The sequence below is a fragment of the Lawsonibacter sp. genome, from assembly GCF_022777125.1.
GTDB classification, from domain to species: Bacteria; Bacillota; Clostridia; order Oscillospirales; family Oscillospiraceae; genus Lawsonibacter_A; species Lawsonibacter_A hominis.
This window is the reverse complement of record NZ_JALFGV010000010.1, coordinates 1-20,639: the sequence shown is the minus strand read 5'-3', so window position 1 is coordinate 20,639 and position 20,639 is coordinate 1. Positions and strand designations below refer to the sequence as shown.

17 protein-coding genes are annotated in these 20,639 nt (G+C 65.2%); 11 read left to right on the top strand and 6 right to left on the bottom strand.

From position 1 onward, the window contains the following. Nucleotides 1–23 precede the first annotated feature (23 nt). On the top strand, nt 24–407 hold the full coding sequence (locus tag MR825_RS01085) for a C-GCAxxG-C-C family protein (RefSeq protein WP_186908623.1): 384 nt from the start codon (nt 24–26) through the stop codon (nt 405–407). A 48-nt stretch (nt 408–455) separates the two neighbouring features. Here MR825_RS01085 and MR825_RS01080 read toward each other — a convergent pair whose 3' ends face one another. Beyond that, nucleotides 456–1,817, bottom strand: a complete 1,362-nt coding sequence (locus MR825_RS01080; RefSeq protein ID WP_287878191.1) for a DUF4179 domain-containing protein — start codon at nt 1,815–1,817, stop codon at nt 456–458. A 2-nt stretch (nt 1,818–1,819) separates the two neighbouring features. Further along, nucleotides 1,820–2,284, bottom strand: a complete 465-nt coding sequence (locus tag MR825_RS01075) for a sigma-70 family RNA polymerase sigma factor (RefSeq protein WP_186908621.1) — start codon at nt 2,282–2,284, stop codon at nt 1,820–1,822. Nucleotides 2,285–2,418: 134 nt separating this feature from the next. Between MR825_RS01075 and mutY the strand changes: the two genes are divergently transcribed. The 4 genes from mutY (at nt 2,419) to MR825_RS01055 (ending at nt 7,734) form a co-directional block, all read left to right on the top strand. After that, nucleotides 2,419–3,444, top strand: coding sequence for an A/G-specific adenine glycosylase (mutY, locus tag MR825_RS01070; protein WP_186908620.1), 1,026 nt, complete (start codon nt 2,419–2,421; stop codon nt 3,442–3,444). Nucleotides 3,445–3,491: 47 nt separating this feature from the next. Then, nucleotides 3,492–4,850, top strand: a complete 1,359-nt coding sequence (locus tag MR825_RS01065; RefSeq protein ID WP_287878187.1) for an aldehyde dehydrogenase — start codon at nt 3,492–3,494, stop codon at nt 4,848–4,850. 511 nt (nt 4,851–5,361) lie between these two features. Next, a complete protein-coding gene (locus MR825_RS01060; RefSeq protein ID WP_186908634.1) occupies nt 5,362–6,255 on the top strand; it encodes a 4Fe-4S cluster-binding domain-containing protein in 894 nt (297 codons plus the stop codon). A gap of 69 nt (nt 6,256–6,324) precedes the next feature. Next, entirely contained in the window at nt 6,325–7,734 is a 1,410-nt protein-coding gene (locus tag MR825_RS01055; RefSeq protein WP_287878185.1) for an MATE family efflux transporter, read from the top strand. Between the two features lie 11 nt (nt 7,735–7,745). Here MR825_RS01055 and MR825_RS01050 read toward each other — a convergent pair whose 3' ends face one another. After that, nucleotides 7,746–8,648, bottom strand: coding sequence for an RluA family pseudouridine synthase (locus MR825_RS01050; protein WP_186908616.1), 903 nt, complete (start codon nt 8,646–8,648; stop codon nt 7,746–7,748). Between the two features lie 126 nt (nt 8,649–8,774). Between MR825_RS01050 and hemW the strand changes: the two genes are divergently transcribed. Continuing rightward, a complete protein-coding gene (gene hemW, locus MR825_RS01045; protein WP_186908615.1) occupies nt 8,775–9,986 on the top strand; it encodes a radical SAM family heme chaperone HemW in 1,212 nt (403 codons plus the stop codon). Between the two features lie 450 nt (nt 9,987–10,436). Then, a complete protein-coding gene (locus MR825_RS01040) occupies nt 10,437–13,463 on the top strand; it encodes a phosphodiester glycosidase family protein (RefSeq protein ID WP_287878181.1) in 3,027 nt (1,008 codons plus the stop codon). A 130-nt stretch (nt 13,464–13,593) separates the two neighbouring features. Here the strand turns inward: MR825_RS01040 and MR825_RS01035 are convergent, their stop codons facing one another. Next, entirely contained in the window at nt 13,594–13,863 is a 270-nt protein-coding gene (locus tag MR825_RS01035; protein ID WP_287878180.1) for a GIY-YIG nuclease family protein, read from the bottom strand. Nucleotides 13,864–13,916: 53 nt separating this feature from the next. Then, a complete protein-coding gene (locus MR825_RS01030; RefSeq protein ID WP_186908612.1) occupies nt 13,917–14,405 on the bottom strand; it encodes a DUF6530 family protein in 489 nt (162 codons plus the stop codon). A gap of 117 nt (nt 14,406–14,522) precedes the next feature. On the opposite strand from MR825_RS01030, the gene spoVAC reads away from it, so the two are divergent. Then, nucleotides 14,523–14,966, top strand: a complete 444-nt coding sequence (spoVAC, locus tag MR825_RS01025) for a stage V sporulation protein AC (protein WP_186908611.1) — start codon at nt 14,523–14,525, stop codon at nt 14,964–14,966. 580 nt (nt 14,967–15,546) lie between these two features. Here the strand turns inward: spoVAC and MR825_RS01020 are convergent. Further along, complete coding sequence (locus tag MR825_RS01020) at nt 15,547–16,209, bottom strand: HD domain-containing protein (protein WP_256176349.1); 663 nt, start codon at nt 16,207–16,209, stop codon at nt 15,547–15,549. Nucleotides 16,210–16,316: 107 nt separating this feature from the next. Here MR825_RS01020 and MR825_RS01015 point away from each other — a divergent pair, with 107 nt between their 5' ends. From MR825_RS01015 to MR825_RS01005, 3 genes are all read left to right on the top strand, one after another. After that, nucleotides 16,317–16,772, top strand: coding sequence for an RrF2 family transcriptional regulator (locus MR825_RS01015; protein WP_243204836.1), 456 nt, complete (start codon nt 16,317–16,319; stop codon nt 16,770–16,772). 89 nt (nt 16,773–16,861) lie between these two features. Then, nucleotides 16,862–18,769 (top strand): acyl-CoA dehydrogenase family protein, encoded by a 1,908-nt coding sequence (locus tag MR825_RS01010; RefSeq protein WP_287878170.1) that lies wholly within the window; start codon nt 16,862–16,864, stop codon nt 18,767–18,769. A gap of 20 nt (nt 18,770–18,789) precedes the next feature. Next, nucleotides 18,790–20,004 (top strand): FprA family A-type flavoprotein, encoded by a 1,215-nt coding sequence (locus MR825_RS01005; RefSeq protein WP_186908608.1) that lies wholly within the window; start codon nt 18,790–18,792, stop codon nt 20,002–20,004. Nucleotides 20,005–20,639 lie beyond the last annotated feature (635 nt).

Sequence of the window (20,639 nt, the reverse complement as noted above, 5' to 3'; positions counted from 1 at the left end):
TTTGAGAAGGAAGTGGAACCGTCATGACCAAACAGGAAAAGCTAGAGGCCCTGCGCGCCGACACCAGCGTACACTACAACTGCTGCCAGTCGGTGCTGATCCCGTTCTGCCGGGAGTGCGGCATCAGCGAGGAGACGGCCTACCGGCTGGGCAGCCAGTTCGGCGGCGGTATGAAGATGGGTTCGGTCTGCGGCGCGGTGACCGGGGCGCTGATGGTGCTGGGCATGACCGGCGCCGGGGAGGAGCGGGCCAAGCAATTCAAGGACGCCTTCCGGGCGGAGAACGGGGCGCTGGACTGCGCCAAGCTGCTGGCGCTGGGCCGGGAGAAGGGCATGCAGCGCAAGGAGCACTGCGACGAAATGATCCGCAACGCCCTGGAGCAGCTCCTGCACGAGCACAACGCGTAAACGCGGCGCCGCCGCCATCCTGGTCTTCGGATGGCGGCGGCGCCGCGTTTAGGTCAGATCAAACGCCACGGGGACGGGGAACTCGGTGCGGCGGGAGAAGTACAGCGCCAGCTCCACGGTGTCCCAAGGGTAATCCTCAAGGATCAGCTCCGTGGCGAAATAGCCTTCCGGCAGGTCCGTTTCATCCTCCGTCCCCCACCAGAGGCCCCCGGAGGAAATGGTGCTGAAGCGGTTCAGGTCGTGCGTCTCCCCGTCGGGCGAACGGTAATGGCCGCCGAAGAGCGGATAGGAGGCGTGGAACGTCTCCGTATTGCCGGGCGGGTCGGGGGCGATGAGGGCGAGGCCCACCTGCCGGCCGATGCGGTGGACGCTGAGGTGCATATCCTCGGGCAGCGCGTCCAGCGCCGTACCGCGCTCTAGGTCCAGCGCCACGTATTCCCGCTCCGGGGCCAGCCAGGTGGCCTGGGTGATGTGAAGCGTCAGATGCTTCGGGTTGCGGAAGAAGGGGCTTTCGCAAAGATAGGTGTCCCCCATGGAGGCCAGCCCGCTGGCGGAGCCCTTCTCGTAGCGCACGCCGTTCTCGTCCTCCAGGTAGAAGTCCAGGGTCTGGAGCTGCTCGGCGTTGTCCGGGTCCTGTTCCAGATTCAGCCGGGCGTGGGTGGGGTAGAGCTCCAGAGAGACCAGGCGGATGCGGTTGCCGTCCAGCTCCACCCAGCGGTCCAAGGCGAGGGCGCGCCCCTGTTCCCGGAAGCGGGCGTCCAGGGGGAACTCGAAGGTAAAGCGGGCGTCCGGCGTCCAGCTTTCGGGGTCGGTAACGCCGGGAAGATAGGCGCGGACTTCACAGTCCAGGCGCAGGGTCTCGGGGAAGGCGAAGTCCTCCGTGCCGATGGCCGCGGTGATGGCGTTGGACAGCTCGCCGGGGGCGACGCTGCTGCTCATAAGAGAAAAGCCCTCCAGTTCCTCCCCGTCGGGGCCCTTCAGCTTCGGACGAAGCTCCATGAGGGAGGCGTCCTCCGGACCGGTGACGGTGACGAAAAAGATCAGCTGGGCCGGGTCCGCCATGAGGTAGTTCAGCGTCATGGTGACGCCGTTGGCGCTTTGGGTCTGGTCGATGCGCTGGGCGTAGTCGTGCTCCACGGCGGTGGAGAGGGTGGGGGAGAAGGATACCGCGGCGGCCAGCTCCTTTAAGACCGGGATGTGGGAGCAGGCCAGCGCAAAGGGCGCGGACAGGTTTACCAGCAATACGAACAGGGCCATGGCCCCGGCAAGGCTCCCCAGAGGCACGCCAAAGCGGCGCAGGCGCCGGCGGCGCGCCCGGCGGGCCCTGGCCCGCTGCACGGTATACGCCAGCGCGGACGGATGCTCTTCCAGCTGTGCTTGCAGGGCGGCGTATTCTTCCATGCGGTCCATGTTCAAACCTCCTCGCTCAATTCCAGCTTCAACAGGGACAGGGCTTTCCGCTGCCGGGTGGACACGGTGCCGGGCGGCAGGCCCAGGGCCCGGGCGGTCTCCGCCAGGGTCAGCCCCTGAAAATAACGAAGGGTGATCACCGCACGCAGTTCCCGGGGCAGACGGCCCACGGCCTGACGCAGGGGCAGCGCGTCATATGCCTGCGCCGCCGTCTCAGGCAGCTCGGGCACCGCGATCTCGCGCCTGCGGCGGCGCAGCTCGGTATTGCAGACGTTGATGAGGATACGGGTCAGCCAGGTGTCGAAATACTCCGGCTGACGCAGCTTTTTGTGGGCGCAAAGGCCCTTGTACACGGTCTCGTCCACCGCGTCCAGGGCGTGGGCTTCGCTGCCCAGATAGAGATAGGCGGTGCGGTAGAGCTTCCCCTTCAGAGCCTCCACGCGCTCGATATACTCCTGTTCCTGCAAGGGCGGCGCCCCCTTTCAAGACGTTCCGATGATTAGACGTTCCAGCGGGACGTTTTCATTGCATGGATTGAAAAAAGTTTTGCTTCCATATATAATGATGGCGCATGCAATCGAAGCACACGGAGGGATTCGGTTTGAAATCCTTGGAACAACTGCCCCTGCCCCTGCTGGAGTGGTACCGGGACAACGCGCGGACGCTGCCCTGGCGCAGCGACCCCACCCCCTACCACGTCTGGATCAGCGAGATCATGCTCCAGCAGACCCGGGTGGCGGCGGTGCTGGACTACTACCGCCGCTTTCTGGAGGAGCTGCCCACGGTACAGGCGCTGGCGGCGGTGGAGGAGGACCGGCTGCTGAAGCTGTGGCAGGGGCTGGGGTATTACAACCGGGCCCGCAACCTGCAAAAAGCCGCGCGGACCATCGTGGAGGACTTCGGCGGGCGCTTTCCGGACACTTATGAGGCCATTCTGTCGCTCCCCGGCATCGGGGAGTACACGGCGGGGGCCATCGCCTCCATCGCCTTCGGCCGCCCCGTCCCGGCGGTGGACGGAAACGTGCTGCGGGTCGTGGCCCGGATCACCGGCGACCGCGGGGACATCGCCCGGCCGGAGACCAAAAGCCGCATGCGCGCGGCGTTGCTGTCTATCCTGCCCCAAAGCATGCCGGGCGATTTCAATCAGGCCCTGATGGAGCTGGGCGCTACGGTTTGCCTGCCCAACGGCGCGCCGCTGTGCCGGCGCTGTCCGGCCCATGCCTTCTGCGCCGCCCGGATCGGGGAGCGGACGGGGGAACTGCCCGTCAAGGGAGGAAAAGCGGCGCGGCGGGTGGAGGAGCGCACGGTGTTCCTGATCTTTTTTGAAAACCGGGTCGCGCTGCGCCGCCGTCCGGCGCGGGGCCTGCTGGCAAAGCTCTGGGAGTACCCCAACGAGCCTGCGCCCGCCCCCTGCCCCGTGGAGGCCGCCGCGCTGGCCGACGGCCCGGCGGGAAAGCACATTTTCTCCCACATCGAATGGCGCATGCGCTCGGTGGTGGTGCAGGCCGCGGGACCGGAGCTGCCTCCGGGCTGGGTCTGGGCGGACGGGGAGGCGCTGCGCGCGGAGTACGCCGTGCCGAACGCCTTTCGAAGCTTTGCCAAAGCGGTGGAGGAGCGGCTGAAGTGAAACAGCGGAGAAGCGCCCGCGGCGCGCGCCCGGAAAAGGAGGAGCCTATGCAGCAGACCGTCGCCGCCCAGCGGCGCTATTTTGAGAGCGGGGCCACCCGTCCCCTGACGTTCCGGCTGGAGATGCTCACCCGGCTGGAGCTGGGGCTGGCGCGCTGGGAGGAGGAGCTCCTCGCCGCCCTCAAGGCCGACCTGAACAAGGACCCCTACGAGGGCTATATGTGCGAGCTGGCCCTCACGCTGGGGGAGGTGCGCATGGCCCGCAAGCACCTGCGCGCCTGGGCCCGGCCCGCCCGGCGCAGCACCCCCTTGGCCCACTTCCCGTCCAAGAGCACGGTGTATCGGGAGCCCTACGGCGTGGCGCTGATCATGGCCCCCTGGAATTATCCGTTCTTTCTCACCCTGGCCCCCCTGGTATCCGCCATCGCCGCCGGGTGCTGCGCGGTGGTCAAGCCTTCGGCCTATGCGCCGGCCAGCTCCCGCGCGCTGGCCGGACTGCTGGGGCGGCTCTATCCCCCGGAGTATATCACGGTGATCGAGGGAGGCCGAGGGGAGAACGCCGCGCTGCTGGAGCAGCGCTTCGACTACATCTTCTTCACCGGCAGCCCTGCGGTGGGCCGGACCGTCATGGCCGCGGCGGCGGAGCACCTGACGCCGGTGACCCTGGAGCTGGGCGGAAAATCCCCGGTGATCGTGGCCGCCGACGCCGACGTGGAGCTGGCGGCGGCCCGCATCGTCTGGGGCAAGTGCGTCAATGCCGGCCAGACCTGCGTGGCCCCGGATCATGTGTGGGTCCCGGAGGGGATGCGGGAGAAGCTGGTGGAGGCTATGGGGCGGCAGATCCGGCGCTTTTACGGGCCCGACCCCCTGGCGGGGGAGGATCTGCCGCGAATCGTCAATCGAAAACACTTCGACCGGCTGTGCCGGCTGCTGGAGAGCGGACGCACCGCCCACGGCGGCCAGACCGACCGGGAACGCCTGCGCATCGCCCCCACGGTGCTGGTGGACGTGACCGAAGAGGACGCGGTGATGGGGGAGGAGATCTTCGGCCCCATCCTGCCGGTGCTGACCTATTCCGACCTGGATGCGCTGGTCGGCCGTCTCCAGGGCAAGCCCCGGCCCCTGGCCCTGTACCTGTTCACCCGCAGCCGGGCCGTGGAGCGGCAGGTGCTGGGGCGGCTGTGCTTCGGCGGCGGGTGCGTCAACGACACGGTGGTCCATCTGGCCACGCCCCGGATGCCTTTCGGAGGGGTGGGCAATTCCGGCATGGGCCGGTGCCACGGCAAGGCGGGATTCGACACCTTTACCCATGAGAAAAGCATTCTGAAAAAGGGACGCCTGGATCTTCCCGTGCGCTATCCGCCCTATGGAGCCAAACGGATCTCCACCCTGAAAAAGCTGATGTGACGCCGGGCCCCTGCGCGCGGGCGCTGCTCCCCCGTGAAGCCGCCGGCCATGCCTCCGGCGGACCGGGGCACGCCCGGCCGCAGTCCCTGGCGGAAGGCACAGCGGCCTGGGCCTCCGCCGGACGTTCCCGCAGCGCTTCCGGCCGGCGCTCCGGCTTGGGCGAGCCGATCCGGCGGTCGTATCAAAACGAAAAGACCGGGGACACAGAGGCATCCCCCTTGGAACTTGGCAGTTGGAACAAACATGATGGACTTTTGGGTCGACAGCAGGGAGAAACAATGGATTTTTGTCAAAAACGGCTGGAATTGCGCCCAAGGCGGGGAATCACGCAGAGCGCCGCGGCAGCGGCCCCGGAGAGCGCGCTGCGTCAATACCAGCGGGTTGAAGCGGGAGAGCGGGGGGCTGCTCACCTGCGGCCTATCGCCGGCGGTCACGGCGTACCGGCCGATGGACTCATGGGGCGCACGGAGCGCCGGGAGGTCGGGCGGTGAGCGGCGGAGCGGACGCGCCGATGCGCTGCAGCCTGTGCCCACGCCGGTGCCATGCCCTGCGCACGGAGACGGCGGGGGCGGGGGCATGCCGGATGCCCGCCCTGCCGGTGGTGGCGCGCGCCGCCCTCCACCGCTGGGAGGAGCCGCCTATTTCGGGGGCGCGCGGCTCCGGCACGGTGTTTTTCTCCGGGTGCCCGCTGGGGTGCGTCTTCTGCCAGAACGAGCAGATCAGCCGCCGGGATTTCGGCAGGATCGTCACCGTGGCGCGCCTGCGGGAGATCTTTGGGGAGCTGATCGCCCAGGGGGCCCACAACATTAATCTGGTCAATCCCACTCACTTCGCCCACGCCGTGGCGCGGGCCCTGGAGGAGCCCCTGCCGGTGCCGGTGGTGTGGAACAGCAGCGGGTACGAGCGCTTGGAGACCCTGCGCATGCTGGAAGGAAAGGTGCAGGTCTATCTGCCGGACTGCAAATACGCCGCGCCGGCGTCCGCCGGGCGTTACTCCGCGGCGCCGGACTATCCGCAGACCGCCCGGGCGGCCATCCTGGAGATGTACCGGCAGACGGGGCCCTGCGTGGTGGAGGACGGGCTTTTGAAGCGGGGGGTGCTGATCCGGCATCTGATCCTGCCCGGCCGCCTGGAAGAGGCAAAAGCCGTCATGGATTGGATCGCGGAGCAGTTCCCGCCCGGCGCGGTGCTCTTTTCCCTCATGGGTCAGTATGTGCCCTGGGGCAGGGCGGCGGAATTTCCCGAGATCGACCGCCGCCTGCGCCCGTCCGAGGCGCGCCGTGCCGAGGCGTACATGGCTCAGCTCGGCCTGGAGGGCTTTGCGCAGGACCCGGGCGCGGCGGAAGCGGAATTCATCCCATCCTTTGACCTGACGGGGGTGGAGGGTACGCAGAAGCCCGGGTAAGCCCTGCCGGAGCCGGGGCAAAACACCCGGCCGGAGGCTGGGTGTCAATTCAGAAAAGGAAGGTTTGCAATGGAGCAGACGCAGAAACGGCGGGGGGACAGCCGCATGAAGGTCATGTGGCGGCTGTCCTGGCCCGCCATTATCGAGCAGATATTGGCCACCATGGTCAGCTACGTGGATACGGCTATGGTAGGCGTCATGGGCGCGGCGGGGACCGCCGCCGTATCAGTGAACGCCGCTCCCATCTGGCTGTCCGGCGGATTGCTGGTGGGCGTGGGCGTGGGGTACTCGGTGCAGGTGTCCAACGCCATCGGCGCGGGGGACGACGAGCGGGCCCGGCAGATCATCCGCCAGGGCGTGCTGGCCACCCTGGTGACGGGCTTTCTGGGCCTTTTGCTCTTCCAGGCGCTGGCCCCCCTGATCCCCCGGTGGCTGGGCGCCAAGCCGGAGGTGCTGCCCCAGGCGGTCTCCTACCTGCGGTGCTACACCATGGCCATGCCCTTTATCGCCGCCGGCTACATCTTCTCCGCCATCCTGCGGTGCATGGGCAATACAAAGGCCCCGCTGTACTTCAACACGGCGGCCAATCTCATCAATATCGTGCTCAACTTTTTCCTCATCTACCCCACCCGGACGGCCGTCCTCTTCGGGGCGCCGGTGACCCTCCCCGGCGCGGGGCTGGGGGTCACCGGCGCGGCCATCGCCTCCGCCTCCGCCCTGGCCTTCGCGGGGGGCGCGCTGCTCATCGCCGGGTTCCGGCAGGGGGAGCGCTTCCGGATCTCGCTGCACGACAGCTTCCGGCCCGACCGGGCCATCATCCGGCAGGCCGTCCACCTTGGGGTGCCCACCGCCGCCGAACGCTGCACCATCAATCTGGGCCAGATCGCCATGACCGCCGTGGTGGCCTCTCTGAGCACCGTGGCCCTGGCGGCCAACCATATCGCCACCACCGCGGAGGGACTGTGCTATCTGCCCGCCTACGGCATCTCCTTCGCGGGCATCGCCCTAGTGGGACAGGCGGTGGGTGCGGGCAGCGAGGAAGACGCCCAGGCCTACGGCAGGCTGGCCGCCCTGCTGGGCTTCTTCCTCACGCTGGGCACGGCGGTGGCCCTGTTTCTGCTGGCCCCTTATCTGGCCGCCCTGTTCAACTCCGACGCCGAGGTGGTGGCCCAGGCTGCCCTGATGCTGCGCATCGTGTCGGTGTCCGAGCCCTTCTTCGCCCTGTCCATCATCCTGTCGGGCGCCCTGCGGGGCGCGCACGACGTGCGCTTCCCCATGGTGGTGGGGCTGCTCTGCATGTGGGGCGTGCGCATCGTGCTGGCGCCCATCCTGGTGTACCGGGCGGGCATGGGCCTGGCCGGCGTATGGACCGCGATGGCCGCAGACCTGATCCTGCGGGGCGTCCTGTGCGCCCTGCGCTGGCGCAGCGGGAAATGGAAGACCATCTGCGGGCTGGAACGGGCCGGGGTCCTGCGCTGAACGCGCCCGGCTCACTCCAGCAGCCGCTTCATATCCTCCGGCAGGGGGAGCTGCCAGGAAAGGGCCGCCCCCGTGATGGGATGGCGCAGGGAGAGGCGGGCGGAGTGGAGCGCCGGACGGGAAATGAGGGCGCGCTCCTCCGTGCCGTAGAGAAAGTCTCCGGTCAGAGGACAGCCCAGGGAAGCCATGTGGACCCGGATCTGGTGGGTGCGCCCGGTGTCCAGCTCCAGGCGCACCAGGGCGCGGCCATGGGCAGCGCACAGGACCTGGTAGCGGGTACGGGCGCTCTGCCCGGCGGGGTCGATCCGCCGTGCCATCAGCGAGCCGGGCACCGGGCCGATGGGGGCGTCCACGACGCCCTCCGCCGGGACGGGGACGCCCTGGCATACCGCCAGATAGCCCCGGCGAAAGGCACTCGTGTGCAGCGCGCGCTTGAGGCGCTCCTGCGCGTGGGGGTGCTTGGCGACCACCATCAGGCCGCTGGTGCCCCGGTCCAGCCGGTGGACGGGGTGATAGTCGGCGCACTCACCCGACTGATCGTAATAATACAGGAGAAAATTACCCAGCGTATCGTCAAAATGCCCCGGGCCCGGATGGCAGGGGACGCCGGGGGCCTTGTTGAGCACCAGAAGGTCCGCATCCTCGTACACGATGTCCAGCGCCCCGGGGGCAGACACGATGCCGCTGCGGCGCACATCGTCGGATACACGGACCGAGAGCAGCTGCCCCGCCGCCGCCCGCCGGTCCGTATGGACCCGCACGCCGTCCAGCAGGATACCGTCCTCCAGCCATTTGACGTGCCGGATGAGCGTACCGGAGAGCCCCAAGCCGCGGCGCAGCAGGGTATCCACTGTTTTGCCGGCCTGTTCCGGCGCTACGGTCAGCGCCAGACGGCGGGGCGCGTGTTCCGCCATGGTACCGCCTCCTTTCCAGGGAATCCATGGGATACAGTATAACATTGCCCGGCCTGCTTTTCAAATGCGCCGGGCTGTGCTATAATCCTTACGAACACGAAGGTACAGCAAAGCGAGGTGAGCCCCATGCCGGAAAAGCTGGGCCTCTATATCCACATCCCCTTCTGCCGCAGCAAATGCGACTACTGCGATTTTTACTCCCTGGCGGGACGTGAGGAGCGCATGGACGACTACCAGAAGGCCCTGATGACCCACATGAAGGAAACTGCGCCCCTGACCCGCGGCTGGCAGGTGGATACCGTCTATTTCGGCGGCGGTACGCCCAGCTTTTATGGCAGCCGCCGCCTGAAAGAGCTGCTGCGGCTGATCGGCAAGCGCTTCGATCTGGCCAAGGACGCGGAGATCACCGTAGAGTGCAACCCGGACAGCATAAACCGCCGGGATCTGATCGCCCTGCGCAGGGCCGGGGCCAACCGCATCTCCCTGGGGGTGCAGTCCGCCCACGACTGCGAATTGCAGAACCTCCGCCGGGCGCACACCTTCCGCCAGGCCCAGGAGGCGGTGGCGGCGGCCCGGACGGCGAAATTCAAGAACATCAGCCTGGACCTGATCTACGGGCTGCCCGGCCAGGACATGGAGGGGTGGCAGGATACGGTGGAGCAGGCGCTTTCCCTGCGCCCGGAGCATCTGTCCTGCTACGGGCTGAAGGTGGAGCCGGGCACGCCGCTGGATGACCGGGTGATCCGGGGAGAGCGGCTGCCCGACGACGACGTCCAGGCCGATTTGTATCTGTGGATGGTGGACCGGCTGGCAAGGGAGGGCTACCGGCAATACGAGGTCTCCAACTTCGCCCGCTCCGGCTTCCAGTCCCGGCACAACCTGAAATACTGGATGGGGCGGCCCTATATCGGATTCGGGCCCGGCGCCCACTCCGACTTCGGCGGGCGGCGCTACTCGTTCGTGCGGGACCTGGACCGGTATATCACCGGCGTGCTGGAGGGAGGCGCGGTCATCGACGAGTCTGAGCTCATCCCGCAGCGGGAGCGGGGGGGCGAGTATCTGATGCTCCGCCTGCGCACCACACGGGGCATCGAGGAGTGGGAGTACCGCAGGGAGTATTTCATGAACTTCGATCCCATCGAACAGCTTCTGGAAGAATACGAGCGGCAGGGCTGGGCCGAACGCCATGACCGCCGCTGGAATTTGACCCCGAAGGGGTTTTTGGTCTCCAACCAACTGATCGGCGAACTGATGACCGCCCAGGAAGAGGCGACTTTGAACAATACCCTGCCCCGCCTGCGCCGGGGAAGGCCGGAGCAGAGCGCGCCCCAGCCGTAAGAAAAAGGTAAGAATTGCGGGAAATACTGCTTGAAAATGCAAGCGGCTTTCCGAGAGGCTGCAGCCCGCCGCGCGTACTGCGCCGCCGCATGCGCCCGCCCGCGCCCTTCCGTCCGGCGGCGGGCGCATGCGCGTCAAGGGGAGCGCGCGGCGCGGGAAAGCCCTCCGGAGGGGCCTTGGCGCGGAGACGGCGCTGAAACGCTGCCGGGGACGTTGTGTTATGCAAGCGTTTCTCGCATTCCTGCACGGACATCCGGCCGTTTGACCGAATACGAGGTTCCCGCCTGTTTACAGGCGGGAACTTTTGTGTTAACATAACGTCTGTTATCTCGTAAGCGCCGTACCCCCGGCGGACAAGGGGCGATCGGGCGGTTCGGGCCGAGGCGGGCGCCGGCAGGCGTGCCGCCCCGCCTTCCCGGGGAGACCATGGAAACACACAGGAGGAACTGGATGAAGCGATGGATGCAACGGGGCGCGGCCTTCGGCCTGGCCCTTCTGATGACGGCGGGCGCGGCGGGCGCCTCGGCCTCCGATGCCCTGGGCTGGGAGATCCACACAGGGCGCGTGCCCCTGTCCCAGGGGACGGAGCTGGGAAAAAACATCTTCTGGAGCGATACTTACTCCGACCTGCGCACGGAGCACTACATTACCTATGCCCCGAATGAGAACGTCACGCCCACGGTGGCCTACGGCAGCAAGGTGCTCACCCGCGCCACCCTGACCAGCATGGCGCAGGGCCTGGAGAGCCAGGGCAAGCGGGTGGTCTCCGGCATCAACGGGGACTTTTATGTGCTGGCCACCGGCGCGCCCGTCGGGCTTTTGGTCACCGACGGCGTGCTGCGTTCCACCCAGCCCTACAACGTCTCCTGGGCCATCGGCTTCCGCGCCGACGGCACCGCCTTTATCGGCACCCCCAACGTGAGCGTGGCCGCCGTGCTGGGCGGGCAGGTCTACTCCGTCAGCGGCGGCGTGAACAAGGTGCGCAAGCCCTCCGCCTCCGACGGCAGCGGCGGGCTGACCCTGCTGACCAGCGATTTTGCCTCCACCACCCAGAACACCGAGGCGGGGGTGGATGTGATCCTGTCCCCGGCGGCCGACCCCGTCACCGGACAGGTCCCTCAGCTGAAGATCGGCAGCCAGCTGACGTGCACGGTGGAACAGGTGCTGGAGTCCACCGGCGCGACGGCGATCCCGGAAGGAAAGCTGGTGCTCACGCTCAACGGCAAGGATAAGGCGGAGCTTTTGGCCGCCCTGCGCGCCCTTCAGGCGGGAGACACGGTGACGCTTTCCGCCACCAGCCCGGACAGCCGCTGGGACAGCGTGACCCAGGCGGTAGGCGGCATGTACAAGCTGGTCACGGGCGGCGTGGTGGAGAGCGGGCTCAACGCCGAGCAGACCGCGCGCTCCGCCGTGGGCATCAGGGCCGATGGCAGCCTGGTCTTTTACACCGTGGACGGCAAGCAGTCCGGCTACAGTGTGGGGGCCACCCTGACCCAGTGCGCCAAGCGTCTGGTGGAGCTGGGCTGCGTGGAGGCGGTCTGCCTGGACGGCGGCGGCTCCACCACGCTGGGCGTTACGTATCCCGACCAGAGCGGCATGCAGGTGATCACCAGCCCCTCCGACGGGACTCAGCGGGCCAATTCCAACGCCATCTTCCTGACCACTGAGCTGGCGCCGACGGGGGAGCTGGCCTCCTACTATGTGACCCCCGCCGACAGCATGGTGCTCTCCGGCGCAACGCTGAATCTGACGGCCACGGGGGTGGACAGCCACTTCTACGCCATGACCGGCGCGAGCGTGGGCTGGAGCGTGACCAGCGGCGGCGGAGCGGTGGATGACAGCGGTGTTTTCACCGCCGGGAGCGAGAGCGGCTTTGTTCAGGTCACCGCCTCCGACGGCCGGGCTTCGGGCAGCGCCTACATCACCGCCGTGGCCACGCCGGACGCCATTTCCCTTACCCGGGAGGATACCGGGGACAAGGTGGAGGCGCTGAACCTGGACCCGGGCGAACAGGTCGACCTGAAGGCCTCCGCCGTCTATAAGAAAATGGCCCTGGTCAGCCAGGATGCTAATTATACCTGGACGGCGGATCCCGCGGTGGGCAGCGTGGATGCAAACGGCGTCTTCACCGCGGGGCAGGTGACGGCCAGCGGCGACCTGACGGTCTCCGCCGGCGGGAGGACCGTGACCGTCCCCATCAGCGTGGCGGGACATGTGAATACCCTGGAGGACTGCGAGGGCGATCTGTATGCCTTTGCCGCCACCGAAACCGCGTCCTTTGCATCGGAGAGCGATCTGAACTACGTGCGTTACGGACGCAAGAGCCTGCGCCTGGACTATGACGCCGCGGGCGGCGCCGCCAGCCTGACCGGCGTGCTGAGCATCCCGGCCGGGGAGCGCTATCTGGGCGTATGGGTGTATGGAGACGGCTCGGGCAATACCCTGCTGGCCACCATTACCGATCAGTCCCTCCAGTCCCGGCAGCTCCTGCTGACCGCGCTGGACTTCACCGGCTGGAAGCATGTCTCCGCCGCCCTGCCCGAGGGCGCCGTGGCCGTGTCCGCCCTCGATGTGATCTACGGCGGCGGGGAGGGCAAGCAGACGGGCACGCTCTGGCTGGACCAGTTTACCGTCTCCAACGAGGAGATGCACGATACCACGCCGCCCGCGCTCACCCTTACCGTCAGCGGAACCGCCGTCAGCGCCAGGGTGACCGACGATGTGGACCGGAGCATTCCACAGAAAAACCTTTCCCTGACCTATGACGGCGAGCGCCTGGGCTTTACCTGGAACGAAAGCACGGGGACCCTGAGCGCCGCCCTGCCCGCCGCCGATGCAGGCTATCACCGTGTGTCCGTCTCCGCCGCGGACGCCAGCGGCAACCTCTCCCGCGCCAGCGCCGACGTGCTGCCCGCCGGGGAGCGGACCCAGGTCTTCACGGACATGGGCGGCCATTGGGCGGACGCCTATGCCGCCTTCCTGTACGACGCCGGCGTCACCAACGGGGTGTCCGCCGCCGACGGCAGCCTGCTTTATCAGCCGGACAAGAACATTACCCGGGCCGAGTTCTTTGCCCTGACGGCCCGGTGGCTGGGACTGGATCTGAGCCAGTATGCCGGCGTGGAGCTCCCCTTTGCCGACAGCGCGGAGCTGCCGGAATGGGCCCTGAACGAGGTCAAGGCCATGTATGCCCTGGGCATCGTAAACGGGGCGCTGGAGAACGGGGTTTTGAAGGTCAACGCCCTTTCCACCATCAGCCGGGCCGAGGCGATGACCATCCTGGGACGCACCCAGGCCAAGGGCTATGCCCAGGCGGAGCTGACCTTTGACGATGCCGCGTTGGTGCCCTCCTGGGCCGCGGATTATGTCAAGAGCCTTGCCGGCCAGGGCGTGGTCAGCGGCTACAACAACCGGATCCGTCCCAATGACCCGCTGACCCGCGGCGAGGTGGCCAAGCTGCTTTACAGCATGCGGTAAGCGCCGCTGGGAAGGGGAGCGGCTGGCTTTCCGGCGGAAACGAGACAGAAGAGACGCAGAAAGGCTGTGGGGATTGCCGTCCGGGCAATCCCCACAGCCTTTCTGCCGTGTGCGGGGCGATCGGTGCCCCTCAGTAAAAGGACGCGCCCCGGGCGCTCAGGCGGGTAACGTCCAGTTCCGCACGGAACTGGGCCTCGGCCTGCTCCGGCTCACGCATTAGGGTCTCCAGCACCTCGAAGACGAAGCAATCCCGCCCGTATCGGCTCCAGTCGTCGGCCAGGGCGGGAAGAAGCGGAGTGCCGGTGGATGCTGCAAAGGCAAAACGCTTGCGCCTGGCCGCGGGGTCGGCGGCGGACAGCAACAGGAGACGGCCGGTGGCCGTGTTCCGGACGGCGCACACGCCGCCCGTCACCTCCCGCTCCCGGTAGGAAAAGCCCCTTTCGGCGCGGCGTCTTAGCCATGGTAACCCAGCTCCCCCAGAATGCGGGCAAGCACCGCCATCCGCTCGCCCAGCAGCTCCCCATCCCGTGCCAGGGCCTGCTGGAAGAGCTGCACATCCTCGTCGATGTGGCCGTTGCGCCGGCAGACCTCCACAGTCATGGCGTCCCCCTGAAGACCCACCCGGTCGATCTGAGGATGCTCCGGATCATAGCCCTTGGGAAAGCGGTAGGCCTCCTCCTGAAAATAAAGTTGGGCGCGGCAGGCAAGGATCGCCAGGTCCAGCACCCGGTGCAGGGGCAGTTCCTCCGATTGACGGGACCATTTTTCCCCGGTATACCGCCAGACTTTGGCGGAAATGTCCACGCGGCCCCGGTCGTTCCACTGGGCCAGTCCCAGGGAGAGGCCCTTTGCGTCGGAATCGTAAGCGGAGCGGCCGTCAATGCGCTCGTAATCCTCCGCCACGACCACCGGCTTGTGCTTCAGGTTGGTTGGAATATCCATGGTCAAGACTCCTGTCAGTAAATTAGTAATTTAGTAAATTACTAGAGGAATTGTAGCACGCATAAAGAAACCTGTCAAGGGAAAAGCTGTGATTGGATCAAAGGAGGTTGCCCATCCATGGATATGACCAACAAAGAATACGGCCAATACGTCAATTCCAAATCCAAGCCCTCACCCCTGTGGAAGAATCTGCTCTGGGCCTTTGTGACCGGCGGGCTGATCTGCACCGGCGGGCAGGGCCTGCTGAATCTGTTCCAGGCCTGCGGGATGAGCGAGACCGCCGCCGGTACCGCAGTGTCGGTGACCCTCATCTTTCTGGCGGCGCTGTTCACCGGCCTCGGCCTGTTCGACAAACTGGCCAAACATGCCGGAGCGGGTACTCTGGTGCCCATCACCGGATTTGCAAACGCGATGGTCGCCCCGGCCCTGGAGTTCAAGAGTGAGGGGCTGGTCATGGGCGTAGGGGCCAAGATGTTCGTGATCGCCGGACCCGTGCTGGTCTTCGGGATCAGTGCTTCGGTCCTCTACGGCGTGATCCTTCAGCTCTTTTTCCGGGGATGAAGAAAGGCGGACGGGCGCGGGAAATTCCCGCGCCTGTCCGCTCAAATTGATTTTTCCTACAAAAAGGTATTGACAAAAATGGAGCTCGGTAGTACAATATAGCCAGAAAGGAAGGAGTGAGTCCCGTGGGCTAGCAAAGCTCATAAAAGTCATTCGGTTCTTTTCATCCCCGCGCAGCGAATCGCAGGAAAATGAAATTCCGGTTGGTATCTGTTCCGAACCCCTGCTCAATGGAGTGAGCCGCACCAAAGGAAAGCCTCAGACGCGAGAATTTGCCGAAGACAGGATCCTAGCGTGCCGAAGTGTTACAGGAAACAGGGAACACGGGAATTTCTCCATCCTTTTGATTCCGGCGCAGCAAAATCCAGAGAAAGAAGAGGTAACGCGTAGTGATTGAACCCCAGGCTCAGGTGTAGCCCCCCGGTCACGCTGGATGGCCGGGGGGTTGTGCTGTGTCTGGGGGAACTTGCGCGGAAACCCTCCGCTGCGTGTGGGGTCGGAAAAAACAAGATCGGCAATCGGGCGCGGCCGGCCGGCCGCGCCCGATTCTGGTTTGACCCGTGCTGCAAGGCCGGGCGGATCAGAGCAGATTGAGTCCGTTGATGTCCAGCTTGAAGGTCAGCTCCAGAAACTCCGCCGCCCGGCGGCACAGGAGCATCCGCTCCAGAAAGATCTCAAAATAATCCATGACGGCGCAGAATTCCGTGTTGATGGTCAGGGACAGGGTGATGGTGCGCCGCTGCGCATCCAGCTCCAGATCCGAGCGCTCGGCGGCATAATTGACCCGGTCGTGGATATCGAAGCTCTGGTGTTCTTTATTGCGTACCCGGCTGCGGCGCACGTCGGTCTTGTCGGCCAGGATGAGGGCGGCGGCGATGGGGTTGACCGGGAAGGCGGTAGCGTCGTCGTGGTTGCCGATGGCGGTGATCACGGCGGCGGTTTGCTCCGGCTCCATTCCCATTTTGTCCAGGATGCGGAAGGCCATCACTCCGCCGGTAAGGGCATGGTCGTGGCGGTTGACCACATTGCCGATGTCGTGCATAAACCCGGCGATGCGGGCCAGCTCGGTATCCTGAGAACCGTACCCCAGCTGTGCCAGAATAGCGGCGGCGGTCTCGGCGCAGCGGGTCACATGGGCAAAGCTGTGCTCCGTGAAGCCCCGGGCCAGCAGGGAACGGTCCGCCTGCGTGATGTAGGTGCGTACCTCCGGATTCTGACGTACGTCTTCATAAGTGATGTTCATGGGGAGCGCCTCCTGTTCCAAATTGGATCGGTCACACGTCCATAGTATCGGAATTGCGCGGGTATTTCAACCGTTTTGTTTTTGCATACCAATTGGAGGAATAATACTTGACAAAATTTATCCAATATGATAAGGTAACGTCAGAACAGAAGGAGGCGGGGGTCATGCTCATCACGCGGGAAAGCGACTATGCACTGCGCCTGCTGCGCACGCTGCGGGACGGGGAGCAGTATAGCGTGGGCGAGCTGGCCCGGCGGGAGATGGTGCCCCAGCCCTTTGCCTACAAAATCGTCAAGAAGCTCTCGGCAGCCGGTATGGTGCAGGTATCCCGGGGGGCTGAGGGCGGCTGCCGGCTGACGGCGGACTTGACGCAGACCACGTTGTACGACCTGCTGCGCGCCATGGAGGAAGACAGCAACATCAGCTCCTGCATGGAGGCGGAATATGCCTGCCCCTGGCGGGCCGCGCACGGCGGCTGCTCGGTCCACGCGAGGCTGGGGGAAATCCAGCGCCGCTTGGATGCGCAGCTGCATGCGCACAGCCTGGAGGAGCTTTTGGCATGAGGGCGGGACGCCGTGCCGTTTACGTTGAATTTGGATAAAATTTATCTAATATAGGCATGCCGTATGCATTGCAGAAGGAGGTTACCCAAATGTTGTTCCAGACCACACAGGACCACGAGGCGCTGCGCGCCAAGCTCCGCGCGTTTGCGGAGCGCGAGATCAAGCCCGTCGCATTTACCCTGGACCAGGGCAACCAGTTCCCGGACGAGGCGGTCAAGAAGCTGGGGGAGATGGGCCTGATGGGCATTCCCTACCCGGCGGAATACGGGGGCGCGGGACTGGACGTGCTCAGCTACGCCATCGCTGTGGAAGAACTGGCCCGGGTGGACGCAGGCGCGGGCGTCATCCTGTCCGCCCACGTGTCCCTGGGCTCCTGGCCTATCTTCGCCTACGGGACGCAGGAGCAGAAGCGCAAGTACCTGGTTCCCCTGGCCAGGGGCGAGAAGATCGGCGCCTTCGGCCTGACCGAGCCAAACGCGGGTTCGGATGCCGGCGGCACCGAGACCACCGCCGTGGACCGGGGGGACCACTACGTCCTCAACGGGGGCAAGATTTTCATCACCAACGCCCCCAAGGCGGACACCTACGTGGTTTTCGCCGTCACCACGCCCGATATCGGTACCCGGGGCATTTCAGCTTTTATTGTGGAAAAAGGCTGGAAGGGCTTTGAATTCGGCGATCATTATGATAAAATGGGAATCCGGTCCTCCACTACGGCGGAGCTGATCTTCAACGATGTAAAGGTGCCCAAGGAAAACCTGCTGGGCCGGGAGGGCGACGGTTTCAAGATCGCCATGGCCACCCTGGACGGCGGGCGGATCGGCATTGCGGCCCAGGCGCTGGGCATCGCCCAGGGGGCTTACGAGTCCGCAGTGGAATACGCCAAGGAGCGGGTACAGTTCGGAAAACCCATTGGCTTCCAGCAGGCGATCTCCTTTAAGCTGGCCGACATGGCCACCAAGCTCCGCTGCGCCCGGCTGCTGGTCTATTCCGCCGCCGACCTGAAGGAACGCCACGAGCCCTACGGCATGGAGTCCGCCATGGCCAAGCAGTACGCCTCCGATATTGCGCTGGAGGTGACCAACGACGCCCTGCAGATCTATGGCGGCACCGGCTACCTCAAGGGCATGGATGTGGAGCGCATGTACCGCGACGCCAAGATCACCACGATCTATGAGGGGACCAACGAGATCCAGCGGGTGGTCATCGCCTCCCATATCCTGGGCAAGGCACCCATGAGCGAGGGCGGCTCCTCCAGCCGGCCCAAGAAGCCCGCGCCCGTCACCGGCGTGCGCAAGAAGATCCTCTTCAAGGGAGACGCGCAGGAGAGCGTGGACGCGCTGGTCCAGGCGCTGAAGAAGGACGGCTACGACTTTACGGTGGGCATCCCCGCCGATACCCCCATCCCCCAGGCCGAGCGGGTGGTCTCCGCCGGTAAGGGCATCGGGCCGCAGAAGAACATGAAGCTCATTGAGGCGCTGGCCCACGCTGCCGGCGCGGCCATCGGCTCCTCCCGCCCTGTGGCGGAGACGCTGAAATACGTCTCGTTGGACCGCTATGTGGGCATGTCCGGACAGAAGTTTACCGGCAACCTGTACATCGCCTGCGGCATCTCGGGCGCCACGCAGCATCTCAAGGGCATCAAGGACGCCTCTACCATCGTGGCCATCAACAAGAACGGAAACGCCCCCATCTTCAAAAACTGCGACTACGGCATCGTGGGCGACGTGAACGAGGTCCTGCCCCTTCTGGCCGAGGCCCTTGGCACCGGCAAGAAACAGAGCGCGCCCCCCATGGTCAAGATGAAGCGGCCCCAGCCTCCCAGGGCCGAGCCCATTGGGCCCCGGTATATCTGCGGCGGCTGTGGTTATGAATACATTCCTGAATTGGGCGACGAGGACGCTGAGATCGCCCCCGGCACCCTGTTTGAAAAGCTGCCTGAGGACTGGGTCTGCCCGGAATGCGCGGAGGGCAAGCATCAGTTCATCCGGGCATGAACGCAGAAGGAGGAACGAACATGTACTGCGTACGCGAAGTGACGAAAGATCTGTATTGGGTGGGCGCCAACGACCACAGGACGACTCTGTTCGAAAATATCCATCCCATCCCCAGGGGCGTCTCCTACAACGCCTACCTCCTGCTGGATGAGCAGAGCGTGCTCTTCGACACGGTGGATTGGTCGGCCTGCCGCCAGCTGCTGGAGAATCTGGAGCACCTGCTGGGCGAGCGGGCGCTGGACTGCCTGGTCATCAACCATATGGAGCCGGATCACGGGGCCTCCATCGAGGAGCTGCTGCGGCGCTATCCCAATCTGAAGCTCATCGCCACCGAAAAGGCCTTCATGCTTATGCGCCAGTTCGGCTTCCACGTGGACGGTCATGAGCTGGTGGAGGTCAAGGAGGGGGATACCTGCACCTTCGGCGGGCATACCGTCACCTTCATTGCCGCCCCCATGGTTCACTGGCCGGAAGCGATGCTCACCTTTGACCGCGCGAATGGAGCGCTTTTCTCCGCCGACGCCTTCGGCTCCTTTATTGCTCTGGACGGCAAGCTTTTTAATGACGAGGTGGCGTTCGACCGGGACTGGCTGGACGAGGCGCGGCGTTATTTCACCAACATCGTGGGCAAATACGGCCCCCATGTCCAGAAGCTGCTGGGCAAGGCCGCGGGCATTCTGGACCAGATCAAGTTCGTCTGTCCCCTCCATGGGCCCGTATGGCGCTCCGACCTGGGCTATCTGATCGACAAATACGACAAATGGAGCCGCTACGCGCCGGAGGAGCAGGGCGTCATGATCGCCTATGCCTCCATGTATGGAAATACCGAGGCCGCCGCCCAGGCCCTGGCCGCCCGCCTGTGCGAGAAGGGCTGCACCAAGGTGGCCGTTTACGACGTATCCAATACCCACGTCTCCTATCTGATCTCCGAGGCGTTCAAGTACAGCCATATCGTGCTGGCCAGCGTGACCTATAACCTGGGGATCTATCCGGTCATGCACAACTTCCTCGCGGACATGAAGGCGCTCAACCTGCAAAACCGCACCTTCGCTCTCGTCGAGAACGGCTCCTGGGCCTGCAAGTCCGGGGACCTGATGCAGAAGTTCATTGATGAGGAAATGAAGAACATGACCGTGCTCAACGAGCGTCTGTCCATGGCCTCTTCGCTCCACGCCGACAAGGCGGTGGAGCTGGACACTCTGGCCGATGCCATCATGGACTCCATGCGCACATAAGCAGACCGGTAAAAGGGCGGGGCCCGCACATCTGTGCGGGCCCCGCCCTCAGCTTGTCGAAAAGGCTGCACGAACGTTTCCCCCCGACTTCTTGCCAAGCAGCCGGCAGAAATTTCATCAGAGGGGTCATTCCCAGGGCCGCAGCGTAAGAACAGGCGCCGGTGGCACATATTTGGTACAGACCGTGGCGGCACATCCGCCCCGGGGGAACCCGGTGTCCCTGGAAGGGACGGATTCTGATTTGCTTCCGCCGCCTGCCCGCGCCTGTGCCCGAGCGCCCTTGGGGTGCCGATGCGTGAAGGGGGAGCGCGCAAGCGCGGGATGGCCTTCTGGAGAGGCTAGAGTGCAGCCGCCCGCAGAGCGGCTCCTGGCGCGGAGATGCGGCGCAAGGAAGATTACAGCTGCTTCAGATCATACGGGGTCGTCTGGTAGACGTAGTAAGTGAACCACAATTACGGCAGACCGTACCTATTTGACCTATGAACAGAGAAATATGGCCAATATGCTGCTAAAAAAGTTAGAAGAATTTTTCTCTACACCTTTTCTACACCACCTCACTGATGGGTACGACCTTCGGATTAAGCGTCTCCCGATACCTCTGCTCCTTCAACGAATCAGAGGAGGCAAACACGCCT

Excerpts from the sequence above, each read along its gene's own strand:
- MR825_RS01085 (WP_186908623.1), top strand. The coding sequence starts at position 24 with ATGACCAAACAGGAAAAGCTAGAGGCCCTGCGCGCCGACACCAGCGTA.
- MR825_RS01080 (WP_287878191.1), bottom strand. The coding sequence starts at position 1,817 with ATGGACCGCATGGAAGAATACGCCGCCCTGCAAGCACAGCTGGAAGAG.
- MR825_RS01065 (WP_287878187.1), top strand. The coding sequence starts at position 3,492 with ATGCAGCAGACCGTCGCCGCCCAGCGGCGCTATTTTGAGAGCGGGGCC.
- MR825_RS01060 (WP_186908634.1), top strand. The coding sequence starts at position 5,362 with ATGCGCTGCAGCCTGTGCCCACGCCGGTGCCATGCCCTGCGCACGGAG.
- MR825_RS01055 (WP_287878185.1), top strand. The coding sequence starts at position 6,325 with ATGGAGCAGACGCAGAAACGGCGGGGGGACAGCCGCATGAAGGTCATG.
- MR825_RS01050 (WP_186908616.1), bottom strand. The coding sequence starts at position 8,648 with ATGGCGGAACACGCGCCCCGCCGTCTGGCGCTGACCGTAGCGCCGGAA.
- hemW (WP_186908615.1), top strand. The coding sequence starts at position 8,775 with ATGCCGGAAAAGCTGGGCCTCTATATCCACATCCCCTTCTGCCGCAGC.
- MR825_RS01040 (WP_287878181.1), top strand. The coding sequence starts at position 10,437 with ATGAAGCGATGGATGCAACGGGGCGCGGCCTTCGGCCTGGCCCTTCTG.
- MR825_RS01030 (WP_186908612.1), bottom strand. The coding sequence starts at position 14,405 with ATGGATATTCCAACCAACCTGAAGCACAAGCCGGTGGTCGTGGCGGAG.
- spoVAC (WP_186908611.1), top strand. The coding sequence starts at position 14,523 with ATGGATATGACCAACAAAGAATACGGCCAATACGTCAATTCCAAATCC.
- MR825_RS01020 (WP_256176349.1), bottom strand. The coding sequence starts at position 16,209 with ATGAACATCACTTATGAAGACGTACGTCAGAATCCGGAGGTACGCACC.
- MR825_RS01010 (WP_287878170.1), top strand. The coding sequence starts at position 16,862 with ATGTTGTTCCAGACCACACAGGACCACGAGGCGCTGCGCGCCAAGCTC.
- MR825_RS01005 (WP_186908608.1), top strand. The coding sequence starts at position 18,790 with ATGTACTGCGTACGCGAAGTGACGAAAGATCTGTATTGGGTGGGCGCC.